Below are 26,105 nucleotides of genomic sequence, written 5' to 3' on the forward strand. Positions count from 1 at the left end.
TACACGGAGACACGGCAGGGAGGCGCGGATGGCGGTCGGACCGGCGTTCGACGACGTCCTCGCGGCGGCCCGGGCGGGCGCGGCGTGGGGGTTCGAGGTCCTGTACCGGGACCTCTCGCCGGTGGTCACCGGTTACCTGCGGCTGCACGGCGCGCTGGAGCCCGACGACCTGGCCAGCGAGACCTTCCTCGCCGTCTTCCGCGGCCTGGGCGGCTTCCGCGGGGACGAGGAGGCGCTGCGCTCGTGGGTGTTCACCATCGCCCACCGGCGGCTGGTCGACGACTGGCGCCGGCGCAGCCGCCGTCCGCACCTGGCCGACGACGCCGGCGACCTGCTGCCCGAGACCTCCGGCGGGGACGTGGAGGACGACGTCCTGACGCGGCTGGGCACCGAGGCCGTGCACCGGCTGTGCGCGGGACTGCCCGCCGACCAGCGCTCGGTGTTGCTGCTGCGGGTGCTCGCCGACCTCACCGTCGAGCAGGTGGCCGCGGTCATGGGCCGCTCGGTGGGCTCGGTCAAGGCGCTGCAGCGGCGCGGCCTGCGCCGGCTGCGCGCGGAGCTCGAGCCGGCCGGCACCACCCCTGCGGGTGAGATCGAGGATGCACGCGCACCCCTCCCGGCCCGTCCGGCGATGACGGGGGCGAGATGACCACGCCAGCCGACGCCCGTGCCGACGAGCAGGCCCTGGCCGCGTTCTCCGACGCGGTCCGGGCCTGCGCCACCGCACCCGGGCGGCCGAACGCGGCCCTGGCCGAGCTGCTGGCGACCGGTCTGCTCACCGACCAGTCGGAACCGTCCACGCGGACGGCCGGGCACCCCGCCCGGGCCTCACGGAAGAGACCCCGCATGCTGCTGACCACCCTCACCGCCAAGCTCGCCGCGGCCGGCATCGCCGCCAAGGCGGCCGCCGCCACCGGCGTCGTCGCCGTCGCCCTGACCGGTGCGGCCACCACCGGCACCTTCTCCACCGCGGAGCCCCCCGCGTCCGTCGAGAGCGGCGATCCGGCCGCCGTCGACCCGCTCGACCCCGCCGAGGGCGGTGCCGCCGAGGGGACCGTGGACGACGGCGAGGACGGCCAGGAGCCGGTGGCCGAGGCGCCCGTCGAGGAGCCGGTGGTCGAGGAGCCGGTGGTCGAGGAGCCGGTGGTCGAGGAGCCCGTGACCGAGGCGCCCGTCGAGGAGCCGGTCGCCGAGGAGCCCGTCGTCGAGGCGCCGGTGGCCGCCCCGGAGCGGACCGAGGAGGAGTGGGCGACGGAGGGCCCGGCCGCCGGGCAGTCCCACGGCGACTGGGTGAGCGAGGGCGCCCGCAACGGCTGGGTGACCGGTGAGCGGGTCAGCGGGCAGGCCCACCAGCGCAACGCCGAGCGCAAGGCCGCCCGCGAGCAGGCCGCGCAGCCGCCGGTGATCGCGCCCGTCGCGCCCGTGGTGGAGGAGGCGGCCCCCGCGCCGGCGCCGGCCCCCGTCGCCCCCGGGAACGGGAACGGCAACGGCAACGGCCGGAAGTGACGCCCTCGGCGGGGCCGCGCTCAGGTGAGCGCGGCCCCGCCGAGCAGCAGGAGCACCACGTCGAGGACGGTCAGCAGCAGCACCGCCGGGAAGGCCAGCCGGCGGAGGCGGTGCGTCCCCGCCAGCGCGGCGACGGCGACCGCCGGCACCGCCAGCACCAGCCCGGCCCAGCCCCACCACGCCGGCGGCCCGGGCGGGCCCAGGACGAGCACCAGCGAGGCCCCGCCGAGGAGGAGGGCGCCGAGGACCGCCGACAGCCGCGCGCCGAGGCGGTGCGGCAGCCCCCGCACCCCGGTGGCGAGGTCCTCCTCGATGTCGGGTGCCACGTTGGCCAGGTGCGCCGCGGCCCCCAGGGCCGCCCCCGCCGCCGGCAGCCACCACGGCGCGGCGGGCGAACCGGGCGCGGCCGCCACCACACCGGCCGGCAGGGCACCGAAGCCGGTGACGTAGGGCAGTCCCGACATCACCGTGCGCTTGAGACCCGCGTTGTAGGCCCAACCGCTGGCCACCAGCAGCAGGAGCAGGAGACCGGGCACCCAGCCCAGCGCGAGCGACAGGACGACGGCCACCGCGGCCGCCGCGAGGGCCGCGACGCGCAGCACGCCGGGGTCGACCGCCCCCTGCACCACCGGCTTGTCCGCGCGCGCGACGACGCGGTCGCGGTCGGCGTCGAGCCAGTCGTTGCTCCACCCGATGGACGCCTGACCTGCGAGGACGGCCGCTCCCACGAGCGCGGCGCGGCCCGGGGACAGCCCGGCGGCGACCGCGAGCAGGGTCGCGACGACGGTCACCGCGGCCGCCGGCGGGGCGTGCGTCGCGCGCACCAGGGCGCCCACCGAGGCCGCCCGGGCGGGCCGCGCACGCACACCCACCACGCCCGTGTCAACCCCTCTCCTGGACTTCATCAGGCCGCTGACCTGCGCTTATCCGCCATCAGGCCGTTCCGGGGGTCAGTGTGCCGTGCTAACCTGGGTACAGCGAAAGGGGTCACACACACATGGGCTTCACTGTCGGCGAGACCGTCGTCTACCCGCACCACGGTGCCGCTCTGATCGAGGCGATCGAGACGCGGGTCATCAAGGGTGAAGAGAAGGCCTACCTCGTGCTGAAGGTCGCCCAGGGCGACCTGACCGTGCGCGTGCCGGCCGACAACGCAGAGATCGTCGGCGTCCGCGACGTCGTCGGTCAGGACGGGCTCAACCGCGTGTTCGAGGTCCTGCGGGCCCCGCACACCGAGGAGCCGACCAACTGGTCGCGCCGCTACAAGGCCAACCTCGAGAAGCTGGCCTCCGGCGACGTCAACAAGGTGGCCGAGGTCGTCCGCGACCTGTGGCGCCGCGACAAGGACCGTGGCCTCTCCGCCGGCGAGAAGCGGATGCTGTCCAAGGCCCGTCAGATCCTGGTGAGCGAGCTGGCGCTCGCCGAGGGCACCAACGAGGACAAGGCCGAGGTCCTCCTCGACGAGGTCCTGGCGAGCTGAGCCGGGCCGACTGACTCCCACCTCCGCGCACCCGCTCCACCCGACCACTCCCGTGTCCGCTGTCGGCATCGTCGCAGCGGCCGGGAGTGGTTCGCGTCTGGGGGCCGACCGACCCAAGGCGCTGGTGCCGCTGGCCGGACGCCCGCTCGTCGCCTGGGCGGTGGAGGTCCTGCTGGCCGGTGGCGTCGACGAGGTCCTCGTCGCCGTGCCGGCCGCCGACCGGGCGGCCTTCGCCGCCGTCCTGCCCGGCGCCGTGCAGCTCGTCGACGGCGGGGCCACCCGCACCGCCTCGGTGCGCGCCGGCCTGGCCGTCGCGGGCCCGCACGCCGACGCCGTCCTCGTGCACGACGCGGCCCGCCCGCTCACCCCGCCCGAGGTGGTCGCGCGGGTGCTGGCCGCCCTCGCCGCCGGCGCCCCGGCCGTCGTCCCGGTGCTGCCGGTCGTGGACACCACCGTGGTCGTCGACGAGGCCGGCGTGGTCACCTCCGCCGTCCCCCGCGCCCCGCTGCGGCGGGTGCAGACGCCGCAGGGCTTCGACCGGGCGACGCTGGTGGCCGCCTACGCCGCGCTGCCCGAGGGCGTCGAGCTCACCGACGACGCCGCCGTGGTGCGCGCCGCCGGCATCCCGGTCGGCACGGTCGACGGCGACGAGCGCGCCGCCAAGGTCACCGTGCCGCACGACCTGCACCTGGCCGAGCTCCAGGTGGCCCGGTGAGCGACGCGCTGCCCCGGGTCGGCCTCGGCGTCGACGTGCACCCGGTCGAGGCCGGCCGCGAGTGCTGGCTGGCCGGGCTGTCCTGGCCCGGTGCCGACGGCTGCGCCGGGCACTCCGACGGCGACGTCGTCGCCCACGCCCTCACCGACGCCGTGCTGTCGGCGGCCGGGCTCGGCGACATCGGCGGCCTGCTGGGCACCGACGACCCCCGGTGGGCCGGCGCCCGCGGCGTCGCCGTCCTCGAGCACGTCCGGGCCACGCTGGCCGCCGTCGGCTGGCGGGTCGGCAACGCCGTCGTGCAGCTGGTGGCGCCCACCCCGAAGCTCGGACCGCGCCGGGCGGAGGCCGAGGCGGCCCTGTCGGCGGCGCTGGGTGCCCCGGTGAGCGTCACGGCCACCACCACCGACGGGCTCGGGCTGGTCGGCCGGGGCGAGGGCCGGGCGGCGGTCGCCACGGCGCTGGTGGTCCGGGAGACCGGCGCGCCGGGCTCCGTAGACTCCGCGCGGTGAGCCTCCGCCTGTACGACACGGCCGCCCGCGCGGTCCGCGACTTCACGCCCCTGCGTGCCGGACAGGCCTCCATGTACGTCTGCGGCCTCACCGTGCAGGGCCGGCCGCACCTGGGGCACGTGCGCGCCGGCCTGGTCTTCGACCTGCTGCGCAACTGGCTCGAGCGGGGCCACGGCGTCGACGTCACGCTGGTCCGCAACATCACCGACATCGACGACAAGATCCTCACCCGGGCCGCCGAGCACGGCGTCCCCTGGTGGGCCTGGGCCTACGAGAACGAGCTGGCCAGCACCCGCGCGTACGAGGCGCTGCGCGTGCGACCGCCCACCTACGAGCCGCGGGCCACCGGGCACATCCCCGACATGGTCGAGTTCATCGCGCGGCTGATCGAGCGCGGCCACGCCTACGCCGTCGACGGCGACGTCTACTTCGACGTGCGCTCCTTCCCCGGCTACGGCGCGCTGACCCGGCAGAAGCCGGAGGAGATGGAGCCAGCGGCCGACAGCGCCACCGACGAGCGCAAGCGCGACCCGCGCGACTTCGCGCTCTGGAAGGCGCACAAGCCCAGCGAGCCCGACACCGCCGGCTGGGCGACACCGTGGGGCCGCGGCCGGCCCGGCTGGCACCTGGAGTGCTCGGCCATGGCCGAACGATTCCTCGGGCCGGACTTCGACGTCCACGGCGGCGGTCTGGACCTGCGCTTCCCGCACCACGAGAACGAGCAGGCGCAGTCGCACGCGGCCGGCCACGGCTTCGCCCGGTACTGGGTGCACAACGGCTGGGTCACCCTCGGCGGCGAGAAGATGAGCAAGTCGCTGGGCAACACCGCGCTGGTCGACGAGGTCGTCCGCCGGGTCCGGCCGATCGAGCTGCGCTATTACCTGGTCGCCCCGCACTACCGGTCGACGATCGAGTTCACCGACGCCGCGCTGGCCGAGGCCGGCGCCGCCTTCCGGCGGGTCGAGTCCTTCGTGCACCGGGCCGCCGAGCGGGTCGGGGCGGACGGCGGGACCTCCCTGCCCGAGGACTTCCGGGCGGCCATGGACGACGACCTGGGCACCCCGGCCGCGGTCGCCGTCCTGCACGAGACCGTCCGGCAGGGCAACACCGCCCTGGCCGAGGGTGACGACGCCGCCGCGGCCGCCGCGCTGGGTGCCGTCCGCGGCATGCTGCAGGTCCTCGGCCTGGACCCGCTCGACCCGCGCTGGGCCGAGGGCAGCAGCGACGGCCGGCTCGCCGGGGTCACCGACGGCCTGGTGCGGCTCGCGCTCGAGCAGCGGCAGGCCGCCCGCGCCCGCAAGGACTACGCCGCGGCCGACGCCCTCCGCGACCAGCTCACCGCCCTCGGCGTGCAGGTCGAGGACACCCCGCAGGGACCCCGATGGGAGCTGACCCGCTGATGGCCGGCAACAGCCAGCGCCGCGGCCGCACGAGCGGTGCGGGCAAGAAGACCGCCACGGCCGGGACGGGGGGCAAGAACCGCCGGGCCCTGGCCGGCCGGGGGGCCACCCCGCCGGCCGAGATGCGCAAGGGCCACCCCGCGCAGCGCAGGGCGCAGGCCGACGCCCGCCGGCGGGCCGAGCGCGACCGCGGCCGCCAGCGCGCCGAGGAGGCCCCCGAGCTGCTGCTCGGGCGCAACCCGGTGGTCGAGGCGCTGCGCGCGGAGATCCCGGCGACCGCGCTGTACGTCGTCACCGGCGACAGCACGCGCACCGACGAGCGGGTCGCCGAGGCCGTGCAGCTGGCCGCCGACCGCGGCCTGCCGCTGCTCGAGGTCGGCCGGGCCGAGTTCGACCGGATGTCGGGCGGTGCGCTGCACCAGGGCATCGGCCTGCAGGTCCCGCCCTACGACTACGCGCACCCCGACGACCTGCTCGAGCTCGCCCGCGACTCCGGCCGCCCCCCGCTGGTGGTGGCCATGGACGGCGTCACCGACCCGCGCAATCTGGGAGCCGTGGTGCGCTCGGCGGCCGCGTTCGCCGCGCACGGCGTGGTCGTGCCGCAGCGGCGCGCGGTCGGGATGACCGCCTCGGCCTGGCGCACGAGCGCCGGAGCGGCCGCCCGGCTGCCGGTGGCACGCGCGGTGAACCTGGCCCGGGCGCTCGCGGCCTACCAGGACGCCGGCCTGCAGACCGTGGGCCTGGCCGGTGACGGCGAGCTGGACCTGCACGACTACGACGGTTTCGCCGACCCGGTGGCGCTCGTGGTGGGCGCCGAGGGCACGGGCCTGTCCCGGCTGGTGCGCGAGCGCTGCGACGTCGTCCTGCGCATCCCCATCGCCCGCGACACCGAGTCGCTCAACGTCAGCGTCGCCGCCGGCATCGCCCTGTACGCCGCCGCCCGCGCGCGGGGGTAGCGCCTCCGCCGGGATCAGGGAGGCTGATCGTTGCGCGCCTCAGCCCAGCAGCTGGGCGACGGTGTAGATGACCAGCCCGGCCAGCCCGCCGACGACGGTGCCGTTGATCCGGATGAACTGCAGGTCCCGGCCCACCTGCAGCTCGATGCGCCGGCTGGTCTCCTCGGTGTCCCAGCGCGCCACGGTGGTGCCCACGACGTCGGCGACGTCGCCGGCGAACCGCTCGACCAGGTAGCCGGCCACCCGCACCGACTGCCGCTGCACCCGCTCGCGCACCCGCTCGTCGGTCCGCAGCAGCCGGGCGGCGTCGAGGACCAGCCCGGTCACCCGGGCCCGCAGCTCGGAGTCGGGGTCGGCGGCCGCGGCGAGGAACGCCGTCTTGGCGTTGGTCCACAGCGACGACGACCAGGTGCGCACCGCTGGGTGATCGAGCAGCTGCTTCTTGAACGCCTCGACGCTCGCCGCGGTGTCGGGGTCGGTGCGGAGTGCGTGCACGTAGGCGCGCAGCCGGGCGTCGTAGACCCGCCGCAGCTCGTGGTCCCGCTCGGCGCCGACCTCGTGCAGGAAGCCCTGCAGCGCGGCGAAGAGCCGGTCGAACACGCGGTCGTCGACCCAGTCGGGCACCCAGGCCGGCGAGGCGTCGCCGAGCTGGGCGCGGAACACGACCCGGTTCTCCTCCAGGAAGCGGCCGAGGTAGCGCAGCGCCGCGGAGAGCACCTCCTGGTGCCGGTCGCCGTCGACCACCAGCTCCAGGACACGGGCGAGCACCGGCGCGGCCGGCGTCTCGTGCAGCCTGCGGTCGACCAGCCCGGCGACGGCGTCCTTGATGTCGTCGTCGCGGAGCAGGTCGGTCACCCCGCTGAGCGCGACGGCGGCGTCGCCGGCCAGCCGCTGGGCACGGCCGGGGGCGGCGAGGAAGTCGCCGAGCCGGCCGGGGACGTCGACGGTGGCCAGCTTGTCCTCGACGACGGCGCGGGTCAGGAAGTTCTCCTGGACGAAGGTGCCCAGGCTCGCGCCGATCTGGTCCTTCTTGCGCGGGATGATCGCCGTGTGCGGGATCGGTATCCCCAGCGGGTGCCGGAACAGCGCGGTGACGGCGAACCAGTCGGCCAGCGCCCCGACCATCGAGGCCTCGGCGGTGGCCCGCACGTAGCCCACCCAGGGGCCGGCGTCCTCACCGACCAGCACGCAGGCGAGGAAGACCGCCGCGGCCAGCAGGAACAGCCCGGTGGCCAGCCGCTTCATCCGCCGCAGGCCCTCGGCGCGGGCGGGGTCGTCGAGCGAGGAGGTCAGCGGGATGCTGCCCGGCGGTCTGCGCGACGACGACACCCTCCCGAGCCTAGGTGGCGCAGGAGGGTGCCCGTCGGGGTCGCCGGGTCAGCCGGCACTGCTGCCGAGCGTGACCTCGACGGTCGTCGTCCGCCCGCCGCGGTCGACGGTGAGCGAGACGTCGTCGCCGGGGGCGTGGCTGCGGATGGCGGCGGTGAGCTCGGCCGACGTCGTCACGACGCGGTCGCCCACGGCGGTCACCACGTCACCGGCCTGCAGCCCGGCGTCCGCGGCGGCGCTGCCCGCCTCGACCTCCGCGAGCCGCGCGCCGGTGCCGACCTCGCTGTTGGTGTCGTCGGCGGCGGTCTGCGCCCGCACCCCGAGGACGGCGTGGGTGGCCGACCCGGTCTCGATGATCTCCTCGGCGATCCGCTGCGCGACGTTGCTCGGGATGGCGAAGCCGACGCCGATGCTGCCGCTCTGTGCGGACGAGCCGGGCAGGCCCGACGCGACCGAGGCGATGGCGGTGTTGATGCCGATCACGGCGCCCGAGGCGTCGACCAGCGCGCCGCCGGAGTTGCCCGGGTTGATCGCCGCGTCGGTCTGCAGCGCGTCGAGGACGGTGGCGTCGTCCTGGGTGGAGCCGGTGGTCACCGCGCGGTCGGTCGCACTGATGATCCCGTCGGTGACGGTGTCGGACAGGCCCAGCGGGGCGCCGATCGCCACCGCCAGGTCACCGACCTGCACCTCGTCGGAGTCGGCGAAGGTGGCCGGGGTCAGCCCGTCGGCGTCCTCGAGCCGCAGCACGGCCAGGTCGGAGGTCGGGTCGGTCCCGACGACGGTGGCGTCGTGGAGCGCGCCGTCGGCGGTGCGCACCTGGACGGCCGCGCCGGTGGTGCCCCCGTCGAGGCTCACCACGTGGTCGTTGGTCAGCACGTAGCCGTCCTCGGAGAGGACGACCCCCGAGCCGCTGCCCGAGCCCGAGCCGCTGGACACGTACACGGTCACCACGCTGGGCGCCGCCGCGGCGGCGGCCGCGGTCACCGCAGTGGCGTTCTCCGGGTCCTCGATCACCACCGGCTGGGCCGTGGCGGCGGTCCCTCCCGTGCCGGCGCCGTCGGTGGTCAGGGCGACCACGCCGGCGCCCGCCCCGCCGCCGACCAGCGCGCCGGCCAGCAGGCCCGCGACGCCGATCCGCAGCCGGCCGGCGCGGCGGGGCGCCGGCCCTGGGGAGGTCGGCGGGGGCAGCGGCGCGGTGTGGGCCGGCGAGTACCAGGTGCCGCCGGAGGGCGGCGGGGTCCATCCCGGGGCCGCACCGGCCGGCGGCTGCTGCGGCGGCTGCTGCGGCGGCTGCTGCGGCGGCTGGGGGGTCGGGTACGGGGTGCCGGTCATCGTCGTGGTCCTCCTCGCGTGGCGGCGCTCCACCGCCTCGGGACCGACTGTCGGCCGGGCGTCTGGCGGAGCGCTGCCGAGCGCCTGTGAGGTCTCTGGGCGCCGGCGGCGCGGTCAGCGGGGGAGACCGGTGAGCACCCGGCCGCGGGCGACGAGCTCGGTGACGATCCAGACCGCGGCCACCTGCACCGCCAGCAGGCCGACCAGCACGAGCAGCTGCGCGGCGCCGGCGGCCAGCGGGCTGCCGCCGCCGAGCAGGACGCCGACGTACGCGCCGGGCAGGGTGACCAGGCCCACGGTGCGGGTCTGGTCGAGCGCCGGGAGCAGGGCGGTCGCGGCCGACGGGCGGCCGACCTCGAGGACGGCGTCGCGGGGCAGCAGGCCGAGCGCCAGCGCCGCCTCGACCTCGCCCCGGCGGGTGGTCAGCTCCTCCCGCAGCCGCCGCCCGGCGAGCGACGTCGCGGTCATCGCCCCGCCGACGAGGATCCCGGCGACGGGGACGACCGCCGCGCCGCGCAGCGGGACCGTCCCGCTGGCCAGGACGAGCGCCACGACCGGCACCGCGCCGCCGGCCACCGGCAGCGCCGCCGTCGCCACCCGGCGCGCCGCCCCGGGGGCGCGCAGCGGCAGTCCGGTGGCCCGCCCGGCGGCGGTCCCGGCCGCGACGACGACCATCAGCAGGACGAACGCCGCCGACAGCCACAGCGAGCCCACGACCAGCAGCACCACCGCAGACACCGCGGCCAGCTGGACCGTGGCCCGCAGGGCGGCGACCACGACCGGCCGCTCCTGGCCGAGCCCGGACAGCCGGCCGACGGCCGCCGCCAGGGCGGTGAGCAGCACCAGGACGACGGCCAGGCGCGGCCCGAGCTCGACGACGGAGGTCCCCACGCGCGGCGATCCTGCCCTGCGCGGTCCGCCGACCCGCGACACGCCGTGCACGGTGTGCGATCGGGCCGTCGCGGGGTAGAGGGGGAGCCCGGCCGGTCCTCGCGGAGCGGACGGGGCCCCCTGCCCGGCCTGTCCTCCAGGAGGCTGCTCGTGTCCGACCGCGGAGTCCCCGCCCGCCTGCTCCTGGGGCTGGCCGCCCTCACCGCGACGGCGGTGGCCGTCGTCGGCGGGCTGGCCCTGCGACCTCCCGGGCTGCTGGCGATCGGGCTGGCCTCGGTCGTGACCGCCTGCCTGGCCGCCGGTGTGGCCCGCGAGTCGGGGGGCGGGTCCGGTGCCGACCTGGGCGTCCTCGACCGCCACTCGCCGCTCGAGGCCGCCTGGCGCGTCGGCGCGGCCACGATGGCGGTGCTGCTCTTCCTGTCCGGCACGGCGGCGCTGGGCGGCCCGGTGCTCACCGTGATCGCCGGCGCGGTCCTGGCCGTCGGCGGCCTCGGGCTGTGGCTCGCGCACACCGGGCGCCCGCCGCGGCGCAACGCCACCCTCGCGTCGCCTCCGGGGTCGACCGCCGGGACGCCGGCCGCCGTGCCGCGGCCGGCGGGCGGTGGCCGGCCGGGGGAGACCGTCGGCACGGTGACCTTCCTGCCGCCGGTGACGACGATGACCACCGCGGCGCTGGGCCGCGAGTGGCTGAGCACGACGACGGCGCTGGCCGGGCAGCTGCACCCGACGGCGCGGCAGTCGATCGTGCGGCGCCGCCAGGAGACGCTCGACGAGCTCGAGCGGCGCGATCCCGCCGGCTTCGCCCGCTGGCTGGCCGAGGGGTCCCCGCGCAGCGACCCGGCCGGCTACCTGAGCGAGGGACCCTCCGCCGGTACCGGCGCCGCCTGACCCGCCCCCGGGAAGACCACCGCGGGGTCGACGTTCATCACGACCTCGCAGTCGCAGAACCCGCCGAACTCCTCGAGGCCCTCGTGCAGCCGGTCGAGGGCGATGCCGTGGCGGGCGGCCCAGGCGTCGGTGGCGCGGCGGGTCTGGTCGCAGGCCCCGGCCTCCAGCAGCGACTCGACGTGCTCCCGCAGCGCGTCGAGCTGCGAGCGGTCCAGCGGCAGGAGGGCGGCGACGTCGTCGGTCGGTGCCACGCCGTCAGCATCGGCCGCCGGGGGCGCGCCTTGAGCCGGGCGGAGGCTGCCTCGTGCTCCTGCGGTGTCCCTGACGCTCCTGCGGTGCCGTGACGCCGCAAGAGGGCGGGCAACACCGCAGGAGCGGGCCGGCCGGCCCGGACGCCGCTCGTGCAGCCGCCGCTCGGACGCCTGGTCGGGTGAACCACCCAGCCGGCCGGTGGCGATCGTGTGGCGTCCTCTCGACGATCACCGGGTGACCGAGGAGGGACGGGGCCAGTGGTGGGGCCTCTCACTGGTCCTCGGGGTCACCGCGGGCATCGTCGTCGGGGGCTCCCAGCAGGCCGTGCGCGGCCTCGTGGGCGGTGAGCCGTGGAACTGGGCCGAGATGGCCGTGTACGTCGTGGGGTGGGCGGTGCTCGGGCCACCGGTCATGTGGCTGGCCTGGCGAGCAGCCGACCGTTCCCTCCGTCAACAGAGCCCTGCCACGCCGGTCGGCCCCGCGCGGCGGAGGTTCGTCGCACCGGCGACGCGGTCGGGTGCGCTCCCGGCTGATGCCGAGCCGGAGCTGTGGCGGCGCGTGCTGGCCGCTGAGGTCCGACAGTGGCACGGCCTGCGGTGGCTGGCCGCGGTCTACGGCGCCGTCGTCGCCTCCCTGATCGGCCTCGCGGCCGTGGTCGCGAACGACAACGCCTGGGGCGTCTGGGCCGTCGCGACCATCGTGGCTGTGGTCAGCCTGGCCGCGGTCCGCTGGTCCGGGCGCCGGCTCCGGGTCGCGCAACGACTGCAGGCGGACCTGCCGGCCGGTGGAAGTCCGCGCCGGTGACCGGGGCGGTGATCGCCGTGGTGACGATCCTGCTGGGGCTGCCGTTGCTGGCCTGGTGGGTCGGCAGCCGTCGGGTGTGGTCGCGGCTGCGTCCGGGGGCCGATCCCGATCCGTGGGGCGACGCCATGCGCCAGTTCGGCCTCACGCCGCAGGAGGCGGCGCAGGTCGAGTCCGCGGTGACGTGGGGGCGCCGGCTGGAGGACGAGCGGTTGCGCCGGGCCGCCGTGCAGTGGGCTCAACAGCTCATCGAGCAGACCGAGGCACGCCGTCGGCTCCGCTCCCGGTCGGGACGGGTCGCCGTGCTGCTCGGCCTGATCGGCGTCCTCGCGGCCGGCCTGTACTGGATGACCGTGCGCGAGGGGGAGTTCCCCTGGGACGCGGTGGTGTGGTGGGTGATCTGGCCCGCCGTGTTCGGATGGCTGGTGCGCGGTCCGCGCCGCGCCATCCGGGTCAACTCGGATCCGGGCTCGCCGGACGACCGGTAGGGGCCCACCCGGCGCGCGTCCGGTTCCCGCGGGTGCGCGGGACCGCCGAGCCGGATCGCCGGCGGACGCCGCGGAGTTGTCCCCTGCGTTGTCCCTAGACTCGTCCCGGGACTTGTTCCCATGTCCCGCCGGCGTGGCGCAACTGGTAGCGCACCCGACTTGTAATCGGGCGGTTGGGGGTTCGAGTCCCCCCGTCGGCTCAGTCGAAGCTGCCGGCTCCGCCGACCCGGTAGGGGAAGCGCTCCTCGACCCGGGCGTCGCGGCGCCGCTCGGCGCGCTCCTCGCGCAGCCGGGCGGCGGTGCCGGCGGGGTAGCCGGCCTTCGCCACGCGGTGCTCGGTGGTCTCCACCATGAACGCCAGCGAGTACACCAGCCCGACCATGAGGCCGCCGGCGGCCGCGGTCACCCGGTAGGCCAGTGCCATCGGGACGGCGACCAGGCAGATCACGACGAGCGGCGAGAGCTGGACCAGCGAGCGGGCCACGTGCCGGCGGACCCACCCGGGCCGGGTGGTGTCCGACAGCACCCAGGGCGAGAGCCGGCGGGGCAGCCCCCCGCCGAAGGCGTAGCGGAGCCACTGGAGGACCGAGGGGGACGCCGGGCGGGCGTCGTGCCGCGTGGTGCGCACGCGTCCACGGTAGGCCCGTCCGGCCACCGGGCGGACGGTTCCGTCCCGCGCCGTGCACCGTTGCCCCCCGGCGCCGTCCGGGAGGACACTGCCGCCGCCCCCAGGTGAGGAGGACGTCCGTGCAGATCTCCCAGCTGCTCCGCCACAAGGGTCCCGACGTGGTCACCGTCGACCCGGCCGCCAGCGTCCGGGACGCGCTCAGCCTGCTCGTCCGCCACCGGATCGGCGCGCTCGTCGTCTCCTCCGGCGGGGGCGCGGTCGACGGCATCGTCTCCGAGCGCGACGTCGTCCGCGGGCTGCACGAGTCGGGGCCGGCGGTGCTCGACGGCCCGGTGTCGGCGCTGATGACCGCCGACGTCCACACCTGCCCGCCCAGCGCCTCGGTGCACGACCTGGCCCGCACGATGACCGACCACCGGGTCCGCCACGTCCCGGTGACCAAGGACGGCCTGCTGCTGGGCATCGTCTCGATCGGCGACGTCGTCAAGGCCCGCCTCGACGAGCTCGAGCAGGAGCGGGCCCACCTCGTCGAGTACATCCAGACCGGCTAGCCACGGGTCTCGGGTCGCGCCCCGGCCCGGAGGGTCCCCCGGCGTACCGTGCCGCCGTGGACGAGCGGCGGCTGGGGACGGCGGCGGGCCTGTCCGCCTACCTGCTGTGGGGCTGCTTCCCGCTGTACTTCCCGCTGCTCGAGCCCGCCGGCGGCGTCGAGATCGTCGCGCACCGGGTGGTCTGGTCGCTGCTGTTCGTCGCCCTGCTGCTGACGGTGCTGCGCCGCTGGTCGCTGGTCCGGGCCGCGGTCACCGACCGGCGCACCATGCTCGTCCTGGCCGGCGCCTCGGTGCTCATCGCCGCGAACTGGCTGGTCTTCGTCTACGGCGTCAACTCCGGCCACGTGGTCGAGACCTCGCTCGGCTACTTCATCAACCCGCTGGTCAGCGTGCTGCTCGGCGTCGTCGTGTTCGCCGAGCGGCTGCGCCCGCTGCAGTGGACGGCGGTGGCGCTGGCGGCCGTCGCCGTCGCCGTCCTGACCTGGGACTACGGCCGGCCGCCGTGGATCGCGCTGGCGCTGGCGGCCACCTTCGGCGGCTACGGCCTGCTCAAGAAGCTGGTCCGGGTGGAGGCCGCGCCGGGGCTGTTCGTCGAGACGGCGGTGACCTTCCTCCCCGCGGTCGTGTTCCTGGGGGTGCTGCACGCCACCGGCCGGGGGACGGCGGGGGAGGCCGGCACCGGCCACCTGCTCCTGCTCCTCGCCTCGGGCATCGCCACGGCGGTGCCGCTGCTGCTGTTCGCCGCGGCCGCCCGGCGGATCCCGCTGTCCACGGTCGGGCTGCTGCAGTACGTGACGCCGCTGATGCAGCTGGCGCTCGGGGTCTTCGTCTTCGACGAGCCCATGCCGCCCGCCCGGCTGGTCGGCTTCGCCATCGTGTGGGCCGCCCTGGCCGTGTTCACCGTCGACAGCCTGCGCTCGGCCCGGGCGGCGGCCGGTCGCCGCGCCGCGGCCGAGCAGGTCGCCGCCCCGGCCTGAGACCGGCGGCGCGACACGCGGAAAAGGTCGGCGACGGGGCATACCGTCATCGGTGACGGCTTCCCCCCGATCGAACGGACCCGACCATGACCCCCGACCCCGACCCCGCGGTCTCCCCGCCGGGGGGCTCGGTGTCCGGTGAGGATCCCGCGCAGCCTGCGGGCCTGACCCGGCGCGAGCACGAGATGCTGGCCTTCGAGCGCAAGTGGTGGCGCCACCCCGGCGCCAAGGAGACGGCCATCCGCGAGCAGTTCGGCCTCCCGCCGACCCGGTACTACCAGGTGCTGAACGCCCTGGTCGACCGGCCTGCGGCACTCGAGGCCGACCCGCTGCTGGTCCGCCGGCTGCGCCGCCTGCGCAGCGCGCGACGCCAGCGGCGTTCCCCGTCGCTCCTGGGCAAGGGCTCGTCCGCCATCTAGATTTGGTCACCGTGGGCAGGCACGCGGCGTCAGGTGGTGACCAACCGGACCGGCCGTCCGCCCCGGTGGCCGGTGGACGCCGGCGCACCGACCCTGCCCCCGGGCATCCCGTCCCGGACGGTGCCGACGCGTCCGACGGCACCGACTGGAGCGACGCCCCGACCCTCACCGGGCCGCTGCGCAGCCGCGCCGAGCGCCGCCGCGACGCCCTGCTCGGCGACGAGACCGAGCGGCGCCGCCGGCTGACCGGCCGGCCGGGTCGCCCCGACGTCCCCGCGCGGGCCGCCGAGCCGGAACTGCCGACGTCGTGGGCCCGCCCGCCGGTCGACGGCGTCACCCGCCAGGCGCCCGCCCCGCAGCAGAGCCCACCTCCGACGCCGTCCGCGCCGGCGGAGCGACCCACCCGCCGGCCGGCCGCCGCCCCGCGCCCCGCGGCGGCGCAGCCCGCACCCGCGCCGTCGGCCGCCCCGCCGCTGGTCCCGCCGACCGCCGCGCGGCTGCCCGCGCCGCCGCCCGTGGCCCCTCCCGCGGCTCCGCCGGCGGCGAGCCCGCCGGTCGCCTCGGCCCCGGTCCGGCCGGCGGCGCCGCTCACCACGGTCGCGCCGTTCCAGGCCGTCCCGACCCCGAACGCCGACGTCGCCGAGCCGGCCGTCGCGCCGCTGGACCCGTGGGACCAGCCCGCCCGCCCCGCCGCCCGGAGCCGGACGCCGCAGGCACCCCCGGCGGCACCGCCGGCCGCGGCCCGGCCCAGCCCGGCCGGCCCGTCCGCGACCCCGGACGCCGCCGGTGCCACGCCCTACCGCGACTGGACCCGCCCCAAGGGCGCCGCGGCCGCCCCTGCCACCGAGGCCATCCCCGACCGGGAGGTCGGCCGGGGCCGGGCCGCGGCGCCGTCGACCGAGGCCATCCCCGACCGGGAGGTCGTCCGGGGCCGCGCCGCGGCGCCGTCGACCGAGGCCATCCCCGACCGGGACGTCGCCCGGGATGGCCGCCGCGAGCGGGTCCGCGACCGCGCGCCCGAGCCGGAGACCGGGCCGCCCACCGGGCCCCCGAGCGACTCCACCGGCGTGGTCGGCAACCGCGCCGCGATGCGGGCCGAGCGCCAGGCGCGGGAGGCCGAGCGGCAGGCGATGGAGTCCGAGCGCCGCAAGGCCGCGCGCCGGGCCGGCGTCTCCCGGGCCGCCCTGCGCGCCGCCACCCAGGACGACGCCCCACCGCGCCGCGGCCGGGCCGTGCCGGCACTGCTCGCCGTCGTGGTGGTCGCGCTGGTCGTGCTCGGCGTGTACAGCTTCACCTCCTCGGCGACGCAGGAGGCCGGCTCGACCAGCACGGCTCCGCAGACCACCGCCGCACCCCCGGCGACCGTCGCCCCGCCCACCGGCGTCCTGCCGCCGCTGTCGGTGGAGCCGCTGCCCCCGGTCGCCGGGGCGCCCAGCACGCCGGTCCGTGTTCCGGTGACCGTGCTCAACGCCACGGACGTGGGCGGCCTGGCCGGGGACGCCGCCGAGGCCTTCAGCGGCCAGGGCTGGCAGCCGAACGGCGTCGGCGAGTACGACGGCCCCGGCGTCGCCGTCACCACCGTCTTCGTCACCGCGGGCGACGAGCAGCAGCGGCAGTCGGCGCTGCAGCTCATGGAGGCCTTCCCCGGCGTGGTCGGCGGGCCCGCCGAGCGCTTCTTCGACGTCCCCGGCGTGGCCGACCCCGGCCTCGTCGTCGTCCTCACCGGTGAGTGGCGGCCCTGACGCCCGACCGCGACACACCGCACCGCCACCGCCGGAACACCGGCGCGACACCGTCCGTTGGCCGCATCGTGCGTCCCGTCCGCGGGCCCGTGACACCCCGCCCGCGCCCCGGCGCCCGTGCGGCGCTCGGCGCCCTGCTCACCCTGCTGCTCACCGGTGCCCTGCTCGGCGCGCTGCCCGCCGCGGCGGCCGCGGCCGAGGAGGTGCGCACCGAGGAGGCCCGCGTCCCCTCCGGCTCCGGTGCCGACGCCGTCGAGCTCGACACCACGCTCCACCTGCCCGGCTCGGCCACCGCCGACGAGCCGGCGCCCGCGGTCGTGCTCGCGCACGGCTTCGGCGGCAGCAAGCAGTCGGTGGCCGACGACGCCCGCGACCTCGCCGGCCGCGGGTTCGTCGTCCTGACCTACTCGGCGCGCGGCTTCGGCGCCAGCACCGGCCAGATCGGCCTCGACGACCCCCGCTACGAGGTCGCCGACCTCTCCACGCTGCTCGACCTGCTCGCCGGGCGCGACGACGTCCTGCTCGACGGGGAGGGCGACCCGCGCGTCGGCGTCGCCGGTGCCTCCTACGGCGGCGCGCTGTCCCTGCTCGGCGCCGCCTACGACGACCGGGTCGACGCCATCGCGCCGCAGATCACCTGGCACTCGCTGACCGCCGCGCTGTTCCCCTCCCAGACCGGCGCCGTCGACGCCGCCACCCCCGCGGCCACCCCGCAGGACCCCGACACCGGCGTCTACAAGCGCCTGTGGTCCGGGCTGTTCTTCGGCGTGGGGTCGGCCCCCGGCGGCGGGCTGCTCGACGCCCTCGGCGGCGGAGGGGCGGCCGAGGCCGAGGACGGCGGGGACACCGAGGCCGCCACGGGCGACGGCGCGGCCGCCGCCCCGGCCTCGGTCCCCTCGCTCGAGGACCTGCCGGTCGACCTGTCCACGGTCGACCCCGCCGCGGTGGAGCAGGCGCTGACCTGCGGCCGGTTCCGCGCCGACATCTGCGCCGCCTACCAGGCCGCCGCGGCCACCGGGACGCTCACGCCCGAGGTCTCCGCGGTGCTCGACCGCAGCAGCCCGGCCGCCGTGCTCGACCGGATCACCGCACCCACCCTGCTGGTGCAGGGCACCGAGGACTCGCTGTTCGGCCTCGGTCAGGCCGACGCCAACGCCCGCGGGATCGCCGCCAACGGCACCCCGGTGAAGGTCGTCTGGTACGCCGGCGGCCACGACTCCCAGCCCTCCGAGCGGGAGACCGCCGAGCTGCGCGAGCTCGTCGCCGGCTGGTTCGGCTGGCACCTGCGCGACGAGGACGACCCGGCCCGCGGCGAGGATCCCGGCGCCGGCTTCGAGTTCCCCGTGCCCAGCGGCCTGGGCAGCACGCTCGGCAGCGTCCAGGGCGGCACGCAGAGCGTCGTCGCCGACACCTACCCCGGCCTGGAGGGGACCGGGCCCACCGCGCGCACCGAGCTCGCCCTCGACGGCCCGCTCCAGCCGGTGGTCACCCCGGCCGGCGGCACCCCCGCGGCCATCACCGCCGTCCCGGGCCTGGGGTCGCTCGCCTCCGCGCTCGGCGGCACCGCCGTGGAGATCCCCGGCCAGTTCGCCGCCTTCGCCACCGAGCCGCTCGACGAGGCCGTGGAGGTGGTCGGCGCCCCGACCGTCGAGCTGGCCGTCGCCTCGCCCACCGGCACCGCGACGCTGTTCGCCAAGCTCTACGACGTCGGTCCCGACGGCGCCCAGACGCTGCCCGGCGGGCTGGTCGCCCCGCTGTCGCTGACCGGCCTGTCCGCGGACCCCGCCGCACCCACCGAGGTCGCCGTCACGCTGCCCGGGATCGTGCACCGCTTCGAGGCCGGCCACACGATGCGGGTCGTGGTCAGCTCCACCGACCAGGGCTTCGCGCTGCCGGCCGAGGCGGGCGTCTACTCGGTGTCCCTGGCCGGCGCCGGCAACGGCGGCACCGTGCTCGCCGTCCCGACCGTGGCGGGCGAGGCGCAGGCCGACGGCGGCACCTCCCGCTGGTGGTGGCTGCTCGGCGCCGTCGTCGTCCTCGGCCTGCTCGGCTGGGCGGCCGCGGTGCTGTGGGGCCGGCGGCGCCGGCGGGTCACCTCCGAGGTCGAGCCCGACGGCGAGGACGTGCCGCTGCGCTTCGAGGGCGTGACCAAGGCCTACAAGGACGGCTTCGTCGCCGTCCGCGACCTGTCCTTCGAGGTCCGCCGCGGCCAGGTGCTCGGCCTGCTCGGCCCCAACGGCGCGGGCAAGACGACGTCGCTGCGCATGCTCATGGGCCTGATCCGCCCGACGCAGGGGCGGATCAGCGTCTTCGGCCACGCCGCCGGGCCGGGCGCGCCGGTGCTGTCCCGGCTGGGCTCCTTCGTCGAGGGCACCGGGCTGATGCCGCACCTGTCCGGCCGCGACAACCTCACCCTGTACTGGGCGGCCACCGGCCGGCCGGCCGAGGACGCGCACATGGAGGAGGCGATCGAGGTCGCCGGCCTCGGCGCCGCCATCGACCGCCCGGTCCGCCGCTACAGCCAGGGCATGCGGCAGCGCGTCGCGATCGCCCAGGCGATGCTGGGCCTGCCCGACCTGCTGGTCCTCGACGAGCCGACCAACGGGCTGGACCCGCCGCAGATCCACGCCATGCGCGAGGTGCTGCGCTCCTACGCCGCCACCGGCCGCACGGTGATCGTCTCCAGCCACCTGCTCAGCGAGATCGAGCAGACGTGCACCCACGTGGTCGTCATGGCCAAGGGGCAGAAGATCGCGCAGGGCACGGTCGAGGAGATCGTGGGCACCGGCGGCGCGGTGCTCGTCGGCCTGACCGACCCGGCCGACGCCGACCGCGCGGCCGCCGTCCTGTCCGGGCTGCCCGGAGTGACCGTGGAGCGCACCGACGAGGGCCTGGTCGCCGAGCTGGGGCCGCGGACCTCCCGCGCCGCCGCGCTGCAGGCGCTGGTGGACTCGGGCGTCGCCGTCGACCAGTTCACGCCGCGCCGCCGCCTGGAGGACGCGTTCCTGGCACTCGTGGGGGAGTCGTGACCGCGACCGAGCACGTCCAGTCCACCGGCGCGGTCGCCGGCTACCGGCCCGAGCGCACGCTGCGGCTGTCGGTCGAGCTGCGCCGGCAGTTCAAGCGGCGGCGCACCCTGGGCGTGTTCACGCTCATGGTCGCCCTGCCGCTGGTGCTCATCGCCGCGCTGCAGCTGGGCGCCAGCGAGGACGCGCAGGAGAACAGCCGGATCAACCTGGTCGACGTCGCCACCTCCAGCGGGCTCAACTTCACGCTGTTCGTGCTGTTCGCGACCACCGGCTTCTTCCTCGTCGTGGTCTACGCGCTGTTCTTCGGCGACACCGTGGCCAGCGAGGCGCAGTGGGGGTCGCTGCGCTACACGCTGGCCACCCCGGTGCCGCGGATGCGGCTGCTCCGGCAGAAGTGGCTGGCCGCGCTGGTGCTGTCGGTGGCCGCGCTGCTCACCCTCGCCCTGGTCGCGGTGGTGGCCGGCGGGATCGCCTTCGGCTTCGACGACATCCGCACGCCGATCGGCGTGAGCCTCCCGCAGGGCGAGGGGCTGCTGCGGCTGGCCGGGATGCTCGGCTACCTGTCCGTGCACCTGCTCGTGGTCGGCGCGCTGGCGTTCTGGCTGTCCACGATCACCGACGCGCCCCTGGCCGCGGTCGGCGGCGCGGTGTTCACCACGATCGTCTTCTCGATCCTCGACCAGGTCGAGCAGCTCGGCGCGATCCGTGACTGGTTCCCCACCGCGGAGTCCTTCGCCTGGACCGACCTGCTGCAGACGCCGGTCGACTCCTCCGACCTGTTCCGCGGGGTGGTCCAGTCGCTGGTCTACGTCGCCGTTTTCACCGCGCTGGCGTTCCGCCACTTCTCCCGCCGCGACGTCACGAGCTGATCGAGCTCCGGACCGCCTGGGCCCAGCCGACGCCCATCGCGCCGTCGGTCACCGACACGTTGGGGACGGCGTCCATCAGCCCGGCCATGCCCTCGACCTCGGCGCCGTTCGCGGTGATCCACAGCCGGCCGACGGCGGGCGCCATGTCCAGGTCGCTGGCGCTGTCCCCGATGGCGACGGCGTCGGCGGGGTCCAGGCCGCGCCGCTCGAGGTCCCAGGCGATGGCCGCGCCCTTGGAGATGCCGCGCGGCATGAGGTGGTAGACCCGCGCCAGCTGCCCCTCCGGCGCCAGGCTCAGCCGCGCCGACGCCGGGATGGCGCCGTTGTCGTTGAGGGTCAGCCAGCCCAGCCCGCGCTCGGCCAGCCAGGCGTCGACGGCGAGGGGGTCGACGTAGCCGCGCAGCAGCGCGTCGCCCTCGTGCGTGGCGTGCCAGGGCGCGTGCCACTCCAGCCGGCCGGGGTGGGCGGCGCACAGCGCCTCGACGACGCCGAGCTCGGCCATCACGTCCATCGGCGTGCGGCCGGCGTACTCGGGGGGCAGCTCGCCGGTGAGGTGGTGGCGCTCGCGCCCGCCCCGCCAGGTCACCAGCGACCCCAGCTCGGCGATCGCGCCGTCGGCGGCGAAGATCCGCCCGGCCTCGGTGACCTGGTCGGCGGTCCGCCCGCTGACGATCACCAGCGCGACCCCGGCGGTGTGCAGCTCCAGCAGCGCGGCCGCGGGCTCCGCGGTGGGCGACCCGCCGGCGTCGTGCCAGAACGACCCCCGAGGGCCGACCATGGTGCCGTCGAGGTCGGTGTAGACGATGCGCGCTGCGGCCGGGGACATGGCGCACATCCTCACCTGCGGCCCCGCTCGGTCCGGACGCGCCCGGCAGGTGTCCACCGCGAACGTCTCCAGCCGGCGGCGGACCTCCTGGTCCGGCGTGACCACCACCCGCCGGGGCGCGGCCTCCCGAGGGCGACCACCAGCTCCACCAGCCCGGTGCGGTGGCTCTCCCCGAGCGCGTGGACGTCGCACCGCGCGGGCCGCCTCCGCAGCACCACCTCGACGGCGGGACCGTCGTGCAGCGTGGGCAGCGCTCCCGCGGCGCTGACCGCGTAGACGGTGTTCGAGGCAGCGGGGGAGGAGGCCGGCCGGGCGTCCTCGCCGGCGCAGCCCGTCACGGCGAGGAGGAGCGCGAGGGCCGGCCCCGGCCAGGGGCGGCGTGCCCGACCGGTGTGCACGGCCTCCTCGCAGGTCGGGCGGGAGCCCGCATCCCGCGCCCGCGCCCGCGGCCGTGTCGAGGCCGGAGCCCGCCGTGCCGACCCCGGGTCGCCGACGCCGGGTGGGTAGAGTCGCCGGCGTTCCACTCATCCAGAGGGGCAGAGGGACACGGCCCGGCGAAGCCCCGGCAACCCGCCGCGCGAGCGGCGAGAGGTGCCAATTCCGTCCCGCGCGGCTCGACGGCCCGCCGCGGGGAAGATGAGGAGGTAGTCGTCGCATGACCCTGACCGCTCCCGGATCCGCCCAGGCCGACGTGCACGCGCGTGGCCCGGTCCCGCCCAGTCCCGCCCGCGGCCTCGTCTGTCGCAACTGCGGCGCCACCTTCGGCCTGATCGCCGAGCACGCCTGTGCCGAGTGCTTCGGCCCGCTCGAGGTCGACTACGACCCCGGGGCCCTCCGGTCGGTGACCCGCGAGCAGATCGAGGCCGGCCCGCAGAACATCTGGCGCTACGCCGCGCTGCTGCCGGTGGGCCAGGACCCGGCCGACCGCGTCTCCCTCGACCCGGGCCTGACCCCGCTGGTGCGCGCCGACCGGCTCGCCGCCGAGCTCGGCGTCACCGGCGGGCTGTGGGTCAAGGACGACTCGGGCAACCCCACGCACTCGTTCAAGGACCGCGTGGTGTCGCTGGCCGCCACGGCCGCCCAGGGCCTCGGCTACCGGAAGATCGCCGCCGCCTCGACCGGCAACCTGGCCAACTCCGTGGCCGCGCACGCCGCCCGCGCGGGCATCCCGTCGTTCGTCTTCATCCCGGCCGACCTCGAGCCGGGCAAGGTCGTGCAGTCGGCGGTCTACGGGCAGACGCTGGTCGCCGTCGACGGCTCCTACGACGACGTCAACCGGCTGACCAGCGAGCTCGCCGAGACCGACGAGTTCGAGGACACCGCCTTCGTCAACCAGAACGTGCGGCCCTACTACGCCGAGGGCTCCAAGACGATGGGCTACGAGATCGCCGAGCAGCTGGGCTGGCGGATCCCGGCCCAGGTCGTGATCCCGATGGCCTCGGGCTCGCTGCTGACCAAGGTGGACAAGGCCTTCCGCGAGCTGGCCGCCGCCGGGATCGTCGAGGCCACCGAGTGGCGGGTGTTCGGCGCCCAGTCGGCCGGTTGCGACCCGATCGCCACCGCCTTCGACAACGGCTGGGACGTCGTCAAGCCGGTCAAGCCCACCGGCATCGCCAAGTCACTGAACATCGGCAACCCCGCCGACGGGCCCTACGCGCTCGACGCGATCCGGCGCACCGGCGGCGCGGTCGGCCGGGTCGGCGACGAGCAGATCGTCCAGGGCATCCGCGACCTCGCCCGCACCACCGGCGTCTTCGCCGAGACCGCCGGCGGCGTGACCGTGGCCGTGCTGCGGCAGCTGGTCGAGGACGGCCGGCTGGACCCGGCGCGGGAGACCGTCGTCCTCAACACCGGCGAGGGCCTCAAGACCCTCGACCCGCTCACGCCGGTGGTCGGCCCGACGCACCGGGTGGAGCCGTCGCTGCGGTCGGTCCGGTCGGCGGGCCTCATCGGCTGAGGCGTACGCTCGGGGCCGTCGATCCGGCGGGTGACATCCCCGCCCGGTCGTCCCCGAGTCGTGTGTGCGGCATCTCCCCACGACGGCGTCCCTGTTGTACCGTCTCGCGCGGTCGTCAGTTCCACGCACGTGTCCGACGGGCGGAAGAGCTGTACCCCGGTCCCCGGACCACGGGGAACCGTCCGCACGCACGCACCGTGGGAGCACACGTGGCACAGGGCACCGTGAAGTGGTTCAACGCCGAGAAGGGCTTCGGCTTCATCGCCGTCGACGGCGGCCAGGACGTCTTCGTCCACTACTCGGCCATCCAGATGGACGGCTACAAGAGCCTCGACGAGGGCCAGCGGGTCACCTTCGAGGTCGTCCAGGGCGAGAAGGGCCCGCAGGCCGACGGCGTCCGCGTCGCCTGACTCCTGGCACCGCGCCACGGCCCGGTCCCCCGCGCGGGGACCGGGCCGTCGCTGTTCCGGGAACAGCCGGCGCCCACCCCCCGTTCTTGCACTCGGCAGGGGCGAGTGCCAGACTTCGGGTTGGCACTCGACAGTGCCGAGTGCCAATCAGGTCGGAACGGTGAGGCACCGGAGCGCGGGCCGTAGGAGTGTCCGCGGCGCCGGTGTCGTCCGTCGCGGGCGCCGGTCCCGGCCGTGCAGCGATCCATGCATGGAGGACATCACCACATGGCCAAGATGATCGCCTTCGAGGAAGAGGCGCGCCGCGGCCTCGAGCGGGGCATGAACACCCTCGCCGACGCCGTCAAGGTGACGCTCGGCCCCAAGGGCCGCAACGTCGTCCTCGAGAAGAAGTGGGGCGCTCCCACCATCACCAACGACGGTGTGAGCATCGCCAAGGAGATCGAGCTCGAGGACCCCTGGGAGAAGATCGGCGCCGAGCTGGTCAAGGAGGTCGCGAAGAAGACCGACGACGTCGCGGGTGACGGCACCACCACCGCCACCGTGCTGGCCCAGGCGCTCGTCCGCGAGGGTCTGCGCAACGTCGCCGCCGGCGCCAACCCGATGGCCCTGAAGAAGGGCATCGAGAAGGCCGTCGCCTCGGTCACCGAGCACCTGCTCTCCAGCGCCAAGGACGTCGAGACCAAGGAGCAGATCGCCGCCACCGCGTCGATCTCCGCCGCCGACACCGCCATCGGTGAGCTCATCGCCGAGGCGATGGACAAGGTCGGCAAGGAAGGCGTCATCACCGTCGAGGAGAGCAACACCTTCGGCCTCGAGCTCGAGCTCACCGAGGGCATGCGCTTCGACAAGGGCTACATCTCGCCCTACTTCGTCACCGACGCCGAGCGCATGGAGGCCGTCCTCGACGACCCGTACGTGCTCGTCGTCAACAGCAAGATCAGCTCGGTCAAGGACCTGCTCCCGCTGCTGGAGAAGGTCATGCAGTCGGGCAAGCCGCTGGCCATCATCGCCGAGGACGTCGAGGGCGAGGCCCTCGCGACCCTGGTCGTGAACAAGATCCGCGGCACGTTCAAGTCGGTCGCCGTCAAGGCCCCCGGCTTCGGCGACCGCCGCAAGGCCATGCTCGCCGACATCGCCATCCTCACCGGTGGCCAGGTCATCAGCGAGGAGGTCGGCCTCAAGCTCGACACCGCCGACGTCGCCCTGCTCGGCCGCGCCCGCAAGGTCGTCGTCACCAAGGACGAGACGACGATCGTCGAGGGCGCCGGTGACACCGACCAGATCGCCGGCCGGGTGAACCAGATCCGCGCCGAGATCGACAAGTCGGACTCCGACTACGACCGCGAGAAGCTGCAGGAGCGCCTGGCCAAGCTGGCCGGTGGCGTCGCCGTCATCAAGGCCGGCGCCGCGACCGAGGTCGAGCTCAAGGAGCGCAAGCACCGCATCGAGGACGCGGTGCGCAACGCCAAGGCCGCCGTCGAGGAGGGCATCGTCGCCGGTGGTGGCGTCGCCCTGGCGCAGGCCGCCGCCGTCGCGTTCGAGAAGCTCGACGTCGAGGGTGACGAGGCCACCGGCGCCAACATCGTGCGCGTCGCGCTCGAGGCGCCGCTGAAGCAGATCGCCGTCAACGCCGGCCTCGAGGGCGGCGTCGTGGCGGAGAAGGTCCGCAACTCCGAGGTGGGCCACGGCCTCAACGCCGCCACCGGCGAGTACGTGGACCTGGTCTCGGCCGGCATCATCGACCCGGCCAAGGTCACCCGCTCGGCGCTGCAGAACGCCGCCTCCATCGCGGCGCTCTTCCTCACCACCGAGGCCGTCATCGCCGACAAGCCGGAGAAGGCCGCTGCGGCCGCTCCGGGTGGCGACGGCGGCATGGGCGGCATGGACTTCTGAGTCCGGTCATCCCGTAGCACCAGCAACGCCCGGCAGGGGCGGTCCCGCACTCGCGGGGCCGCCCCTGTCGGCGTCTGGGGGGTCGCTCGCGCCTCGTCGAGATCACGTGATCTCGGCGGGGAGCGGCCCGGTTCGCGTCGAGATCGCGCGATCTAGACGGGGAGCGGCCACAGTCCACCCCCCCCGGGCAGCAGCAGAACACCATGCCCTCCGCGTCGGCGAGGACGTCCCACCCGCTCTCGCCGCCGTACTCG

At 76.2% G+C, this 26,105-nt stretch carries 26 protein-coding genes, 1 tRNA gene and 1 riboswitch; of the genes, 20 read left to right on the forward strand and 7 right to left on the reverse strand.

Annotation, left to right across the window (positions count from 1 at the left end; genetic code table 11):
* The first annotated feature begins 28 nt into the window (after positions 1 to 28).
* Both ACI79O_RS02955 and ACI79O_RS02960 read left to right on the forward strand, forming a co-directional pair.
* On the forward strand, positions 29 to 649 hold the full coding sequence (locus ACI79O_RS02955) for an RNA polymerase sigma factor (RefSeq protein WP_456893101.1): 621 nt from the start codon (positions 29 to 31) through the stop codon (positions 647 to 649).
* A complete protein-coding gene (locus tag ACI79O_RS02960; protein WP_456913329.1) occupies positions 646 to 1,506 on the forward strand; it encodes a hypothetical protein in 861 nt (286 codons plus the stop codon). The genes ACI79O_RS02955 and ACI79O_RS02960 overlap by 4 nt, the downstream gene beginning before the upstream one ends.
* A gap of 20 nt (positions 1,507 to 1,526) precedes the next feature.
* Here the strand turns inward: ACI79O_RS02960 and ACI79O_RS02965 are convergent, their stop codons facing one another.
* Positions 1,527 to 2,372: a UbiA family prenyltransferase gene (locus tag ACI79O_RS02965; protein WP_456913330.1), complete on the reverse strand. Its 846-nt coding sequence runs from the start codon at positions 2,370 to 2,372 to the stop codon at positions 1,527 to 1,529.
* A gap of 131 nt (positions 2,373 to 2,503) precedes the next feature.
* On the opposite strand from ACI79O_RS02965, the gene ACI79O_RS02970 reads away from it, so the two are divergent.
* The 5 genes from ACI79O_RS02970 to rlmB are packed head-to-tail and all read left to right on the forward strand — an operon-like array spanning position 2,504 to position 6,566.
* Positions 2,504 to 2,986 (forward strand): CarD family transcriptional regulator, encoded by a 483-nt coding sequence (locus ACI79O_RS02970; protein ID WP_073418385.1) that lies wholly within the window; start codon positions 2,504 to 2,506, stop codon positions 2,984 to 2,986.
* A 52-nt stretch (positions 2,987 to 3,038) separates the two neighbouring features.
* Positions 3,039 to 3,701 carry a 2-C-methyl-D-erythritol 4-phosphate cytidylyltransferase gene (gene ispD / locus ACI79O_RS02975; RefSeq protein WP_456893052.1) on the forward strand — a complete coding sequence of 221 codons (663 nt, stop codon included), beginning with the start codon at positions 3,039 to 3,041 and terminating at the stop codon, positions 3,699 to 3,701.
* Entirely contained in the window at positions 3,698 to 4,210 is a 513-nt protein-coding gene (gene ispF / locus ACI79O_RS02980; RefSeq protein WP_456893050.1) for a 2-C-methyl-D-erythritol 2,4-cyclodiphosphate synthase, read from the forward strand. Before ispD ends, ispF begins: the two co-directional genes overlap by 4 nt.
* The gene (cysS, locus tag ACI79O_RS02985) at positions 4,207 to 5,610 is read left to right on the forward strand and encodes a cysteine--tRNA ligase (RefSeq protein ID WP_456893048.1); all 1,404 of its coding nucleotides are present in this window, start codon (positions 4,207 to 4,209) and stop codon (positions 5,608 to 5,610) included. The genes ispF and cysS overlap by 4 nt, the downstream gene beginning before the upstream one ends.
* Positions 5,592 to 6,566 (forward strand): 23S rRNA (guanosine(2251)-2'-O)-methyltransferase RlmB, encoded by a 975-nt coding sequence (gene rlmB / locus ACI79O_RS02990; protein ID WP_456893046.1) that lies wholly within the window; start codon positions 5,592 to 5,594, stop codon positions 6,564 to 6,566. Before cysS ends, rlmB begins: the two co-directional genes overlap by 19 nt.
* A gap of 39 nt (positions 6,567 to 6,605) precedes the next feature.
* On the opposite strand, the gene ACI79O_RS02995 is transcribed toward rlmB, so the two are convergent.
* The 3 genes from ACI79O_RS02995 to ACI79O_RS03005 all read right to left on the reverse strand — a co-directional run bounded on the left by ACI79O_RS02995 (position 6,606) and on the right by ACI79O_RS03005 (position 10,118).
* Positions 6,606 to 7,895 (reverse strand): DUF445 domain-containing protein, encoded by a 1,290-nt coding sequence (locus ACI79O_RS02995; RefSeq protein ID WP_456893044.1) that lies wholly within the window; start codon positions 7,893 to 7,895, stop codon positions 6,606 to 6,608.
* A 48-nt stretch (positions 7,896 to 7,943) separates the two neighbouring features.
* Positions 7,944 to 9,227, reverse strand: coding sequence for a S1C family serine protease (locus ACI79O_RS03000; protein ID WP_456913331.1), 1,284 nt, complete (start codon positions 9,225 to 9,227; stop codon positions 7,944 to 7,946).
* A gap of 114 nt (positions 9,228 to 9,341) precedes the next feature.
* Positions 9,342 to 10,118: an ABC transporter permease gene (locus ACI79O_RS03005; RefSeq protein WP_456893040.1), complete on the reverse strand. Its 777-nt coding sequence runs from the start codon at positions 10,116 to 10,118 to the stop codon at positions 9,342 to 9,344.
* Between the two features lie 150 nt (positions 10,119 to 10,268).
* Here ACI79O_RS03005 and ACI79O_RS03010 point away from each other — a divergent pair, with 150 nt between their 5' ends.
* On the forward strand, positions 10,269 to 11,006 hold the full coding sequence (locus ACI79O_RS03010; protein ID WP_456893038.1) for a hypothetical protein: 738 nt from the start codon (positions 10,269 to 10,271) through the stop codon (positions 11,004 to 11,006).
* On the opposite strand, the gene ACI79O_RS03015 is transcribed toward ACI79O_RS03010, so the two are convergent.
* Entirely contained in the window at positions 10,964 to 11,257 is a 294-nt protein-coding gene (locus ACI79O_RS03015) for a DUF2695 domain-containing protein (protein ID WP_456913332.1), read from the reverse strand. The two genes, ACI79O_RS03010 and ACI79O_RS03015, sit on opposite strands and share 43 nt — an antisense overlap.
* 235 nt (positions 11,258 to 11,492) lie before the next feature.
* Here ACI79O_RS03015 and ACI79O_RS03020 point away from each other — a divergent pair, with 235 nt between their 5' ends.
* The 3 genes from ACI79O_RS03020 (at position 11,493) to ACI79O_RS03030 (ending at position 12,747) form a co-directional block, all read left to right on the forward strand.
* Positions 11,493 to 12,062, forward strand: coding sequence for a hypothetical protein (locus ACI79O_RS03020; RefSeq protein ID WP_456913333.1), 570 nt, complete (start codon positions 11,493 to 11,495; stop codon positions 12,060 to 12,062).
* Positions 12,059 to 12,547, forward strand: a complete 489-nt coding sequence (locus tag ACI79O_RS03025) for a hypothetical protein (protein ID WP_456913334.1) — start codon at positions 12,059 to 12,061, stop codon at positions 12,545 to 12,547. The genes ACI79O_RS03020 and ACI79O_RS03025 overlap by 4 nt, the downstream gene beginning before the upstream one ends.
* Before the next feature lie 127 nt (positions 12,548 to 12,674).
* Positions 12,675 to 12,747, forward strand: a tRNA-Thr gene (locus ACI79O_RS03030).
* Here ACI79O_RS03030 and ACI79O_RS03035 read toward each other — a convergent pair.
* Positions 12,747 to 13,175, reverse strand: a complete 429-nt coding sequence (locus ACI79O_RS03035; protein WP_456893032.1) for a DUF5313 family protein — start codon at positions 13,173 to 13,175, stop codon at positions 12,747 to 12,749. The two genes, ACI79O_RS03030 and ACI79O_RS03035, sit on opposite strands and share 1 nt — an antisense overlap.
* A gap of 119 nt (positions 13,176 to 13,294) precedes the next feature.
* Between ACI79O_RS03035 and ACI79O_RS03040 the strand changes: the two genes are divergently transcribed.
* The 6 genes from ACI79O_RS03040 (at position 13,295) to ACI79O_RS03065 (ending at position 20,762) form a co-directional block, all read left to right on the forward strand.
* Complete coding sequence (locus ACI79O_RS03040) at positions 13,295 to 13,726, forward strand: CBS domain-containing protein (protein WP_456893030.1); 432 nt, start codon at positions 13,295 to 13,297, stop codon at positions 13,724 to 13,726.
* 56 nt (positions 13,727 to 13,782) lie between these two features.
* Positions 13,783 to 14,703: an EamA family transporter RarD gene (gene rarD, locus ACI79O_RS03045; RefSeq protein ID WP_456913335.1), complete on the forward strand. Its 921-nt coding sequence runs from the start codon at positions 13,783 to 13,785 to the stop codon at positions 14,701 to 14,703.
* 86 nt (positions 14,704 to 14,789) lie between these two features.
* Complete coding sequence (locus tag ACI79O_RS03050; protein ID WP_456893027.1) at positions 14,790 to 15,122, forward strand: DUF3263 domain-containing protein; 333 nt, start codon at positions 14,790 to 14,792, stop codon at positions 15,120 to 15,122.
* 65 nt (positions 15,123 to 15,187) lie between these two features.
* Positions 15,188 to 16,864, forward strand: coding sequence for a LytR C-terminal domain-containing protein (locus tag ACI79O_RS03055; RefSeq protein ID WP_456913336.1), 1,677 nt, complete (start codon positions 15,188 to 15,190; stop codon positions 16,862 to 16,864).
* A gap of 89 nt (positions 16,865 to 16,953) precedes the next feature.
* On the forward strand, positions 16,954 to 19,893 hold the full coding sequence (locus tag ACI79O_RS03060) for an alpha/beta fold hydrolase (protein ID WP_456913337.1): 2,940 nt from the start codon (positions 16,954 to 16,956) through the stop codon (positions 19,891 to 19,893).
* Entirely contained in the window at positions 19,890 to 20,762 is an 873-nt protein-coding gene (locus ACI79O_RS03065) for an ABC transporter permease (protein WP_456893021.1), read from the forward strand. Before ACI79O_RS03060 ends, ACI79O_RS03065 begins: the two co-directional genes overlap by 4 nt.
* Here ACI79O_RS03065 and ACI79O_RS03070 read toward each other — a convergent pair.
* A complete protein-coding gene (locus tag ACI79O_RS03070) occupies positions 20,752 to 21,588 on the reverse strand; it encodes an HAD family hydrolase (protein ID WP_456913338.1) in 837 nt (278 codons plus the stop codon). The genes ACI79O_RS03065 and ACI79O_RS03070 overlap by 11 nt on opposite strands.
* Before the next feature lie 521 nt (positions 21,589 to 22,109).
* Positions 22,110 to 22,231: riboswitch (SAM riboswitch) on the forward strand.
* 12 nt (positions 22,232 to 22,243) lie between these two features.
* On the opposite strand from ACI79O_RS03070, the gene thrC reads away from it, so the two are divergent.
* From thrC to groL, 3 genes are all read left to right on the forward strand, one after another.
* The gene (gene thrC, locus ACI79O_RS03075; protein WP_456913339.1) at positions 22,244 to 23,545 is read left to right on the forward strand and encodes a threonine synthase; all 1,302 of its coding nucleotides are present in this window, start codon (positions 22,244 to 22,246) and stop codon (positions 23,543 to 23,545) included.
* A 209-nt stretch (positions 23,546 to 23,754) separates the two neighbouring features.
* The gene (locus ACI79O_RS03080) at positions 23,755 to 23,955 is read left to right on the forward strand and encodes a cold-shock protein (RefSeq protein ID WP_089405184.1); all 201 of its coding nucleotides are present in this window, start codon (positions 23,755 to 23,757) and stop codon (positions 23,953 to 23,955) included.
* Between the two features lie 267 nt (positions 23,956 to 24,222).
* A complete protein-coding gene (gene groL, locus ACI79O_RS03085) occupies positions 24,223 to 25,851 on the forward strand; it encodes a chaperonin GroEL (protein ID WP_456877625.1) in 1,629 nt (542 codons plus the stop codon).
* The last annotated feature ends 254 nt before the right edge of the window (positions 25,852 to 26,105 follow it).

Source organism: Geodermatophilus sp. SYSU D00696 (assembly GCF_054050235.1).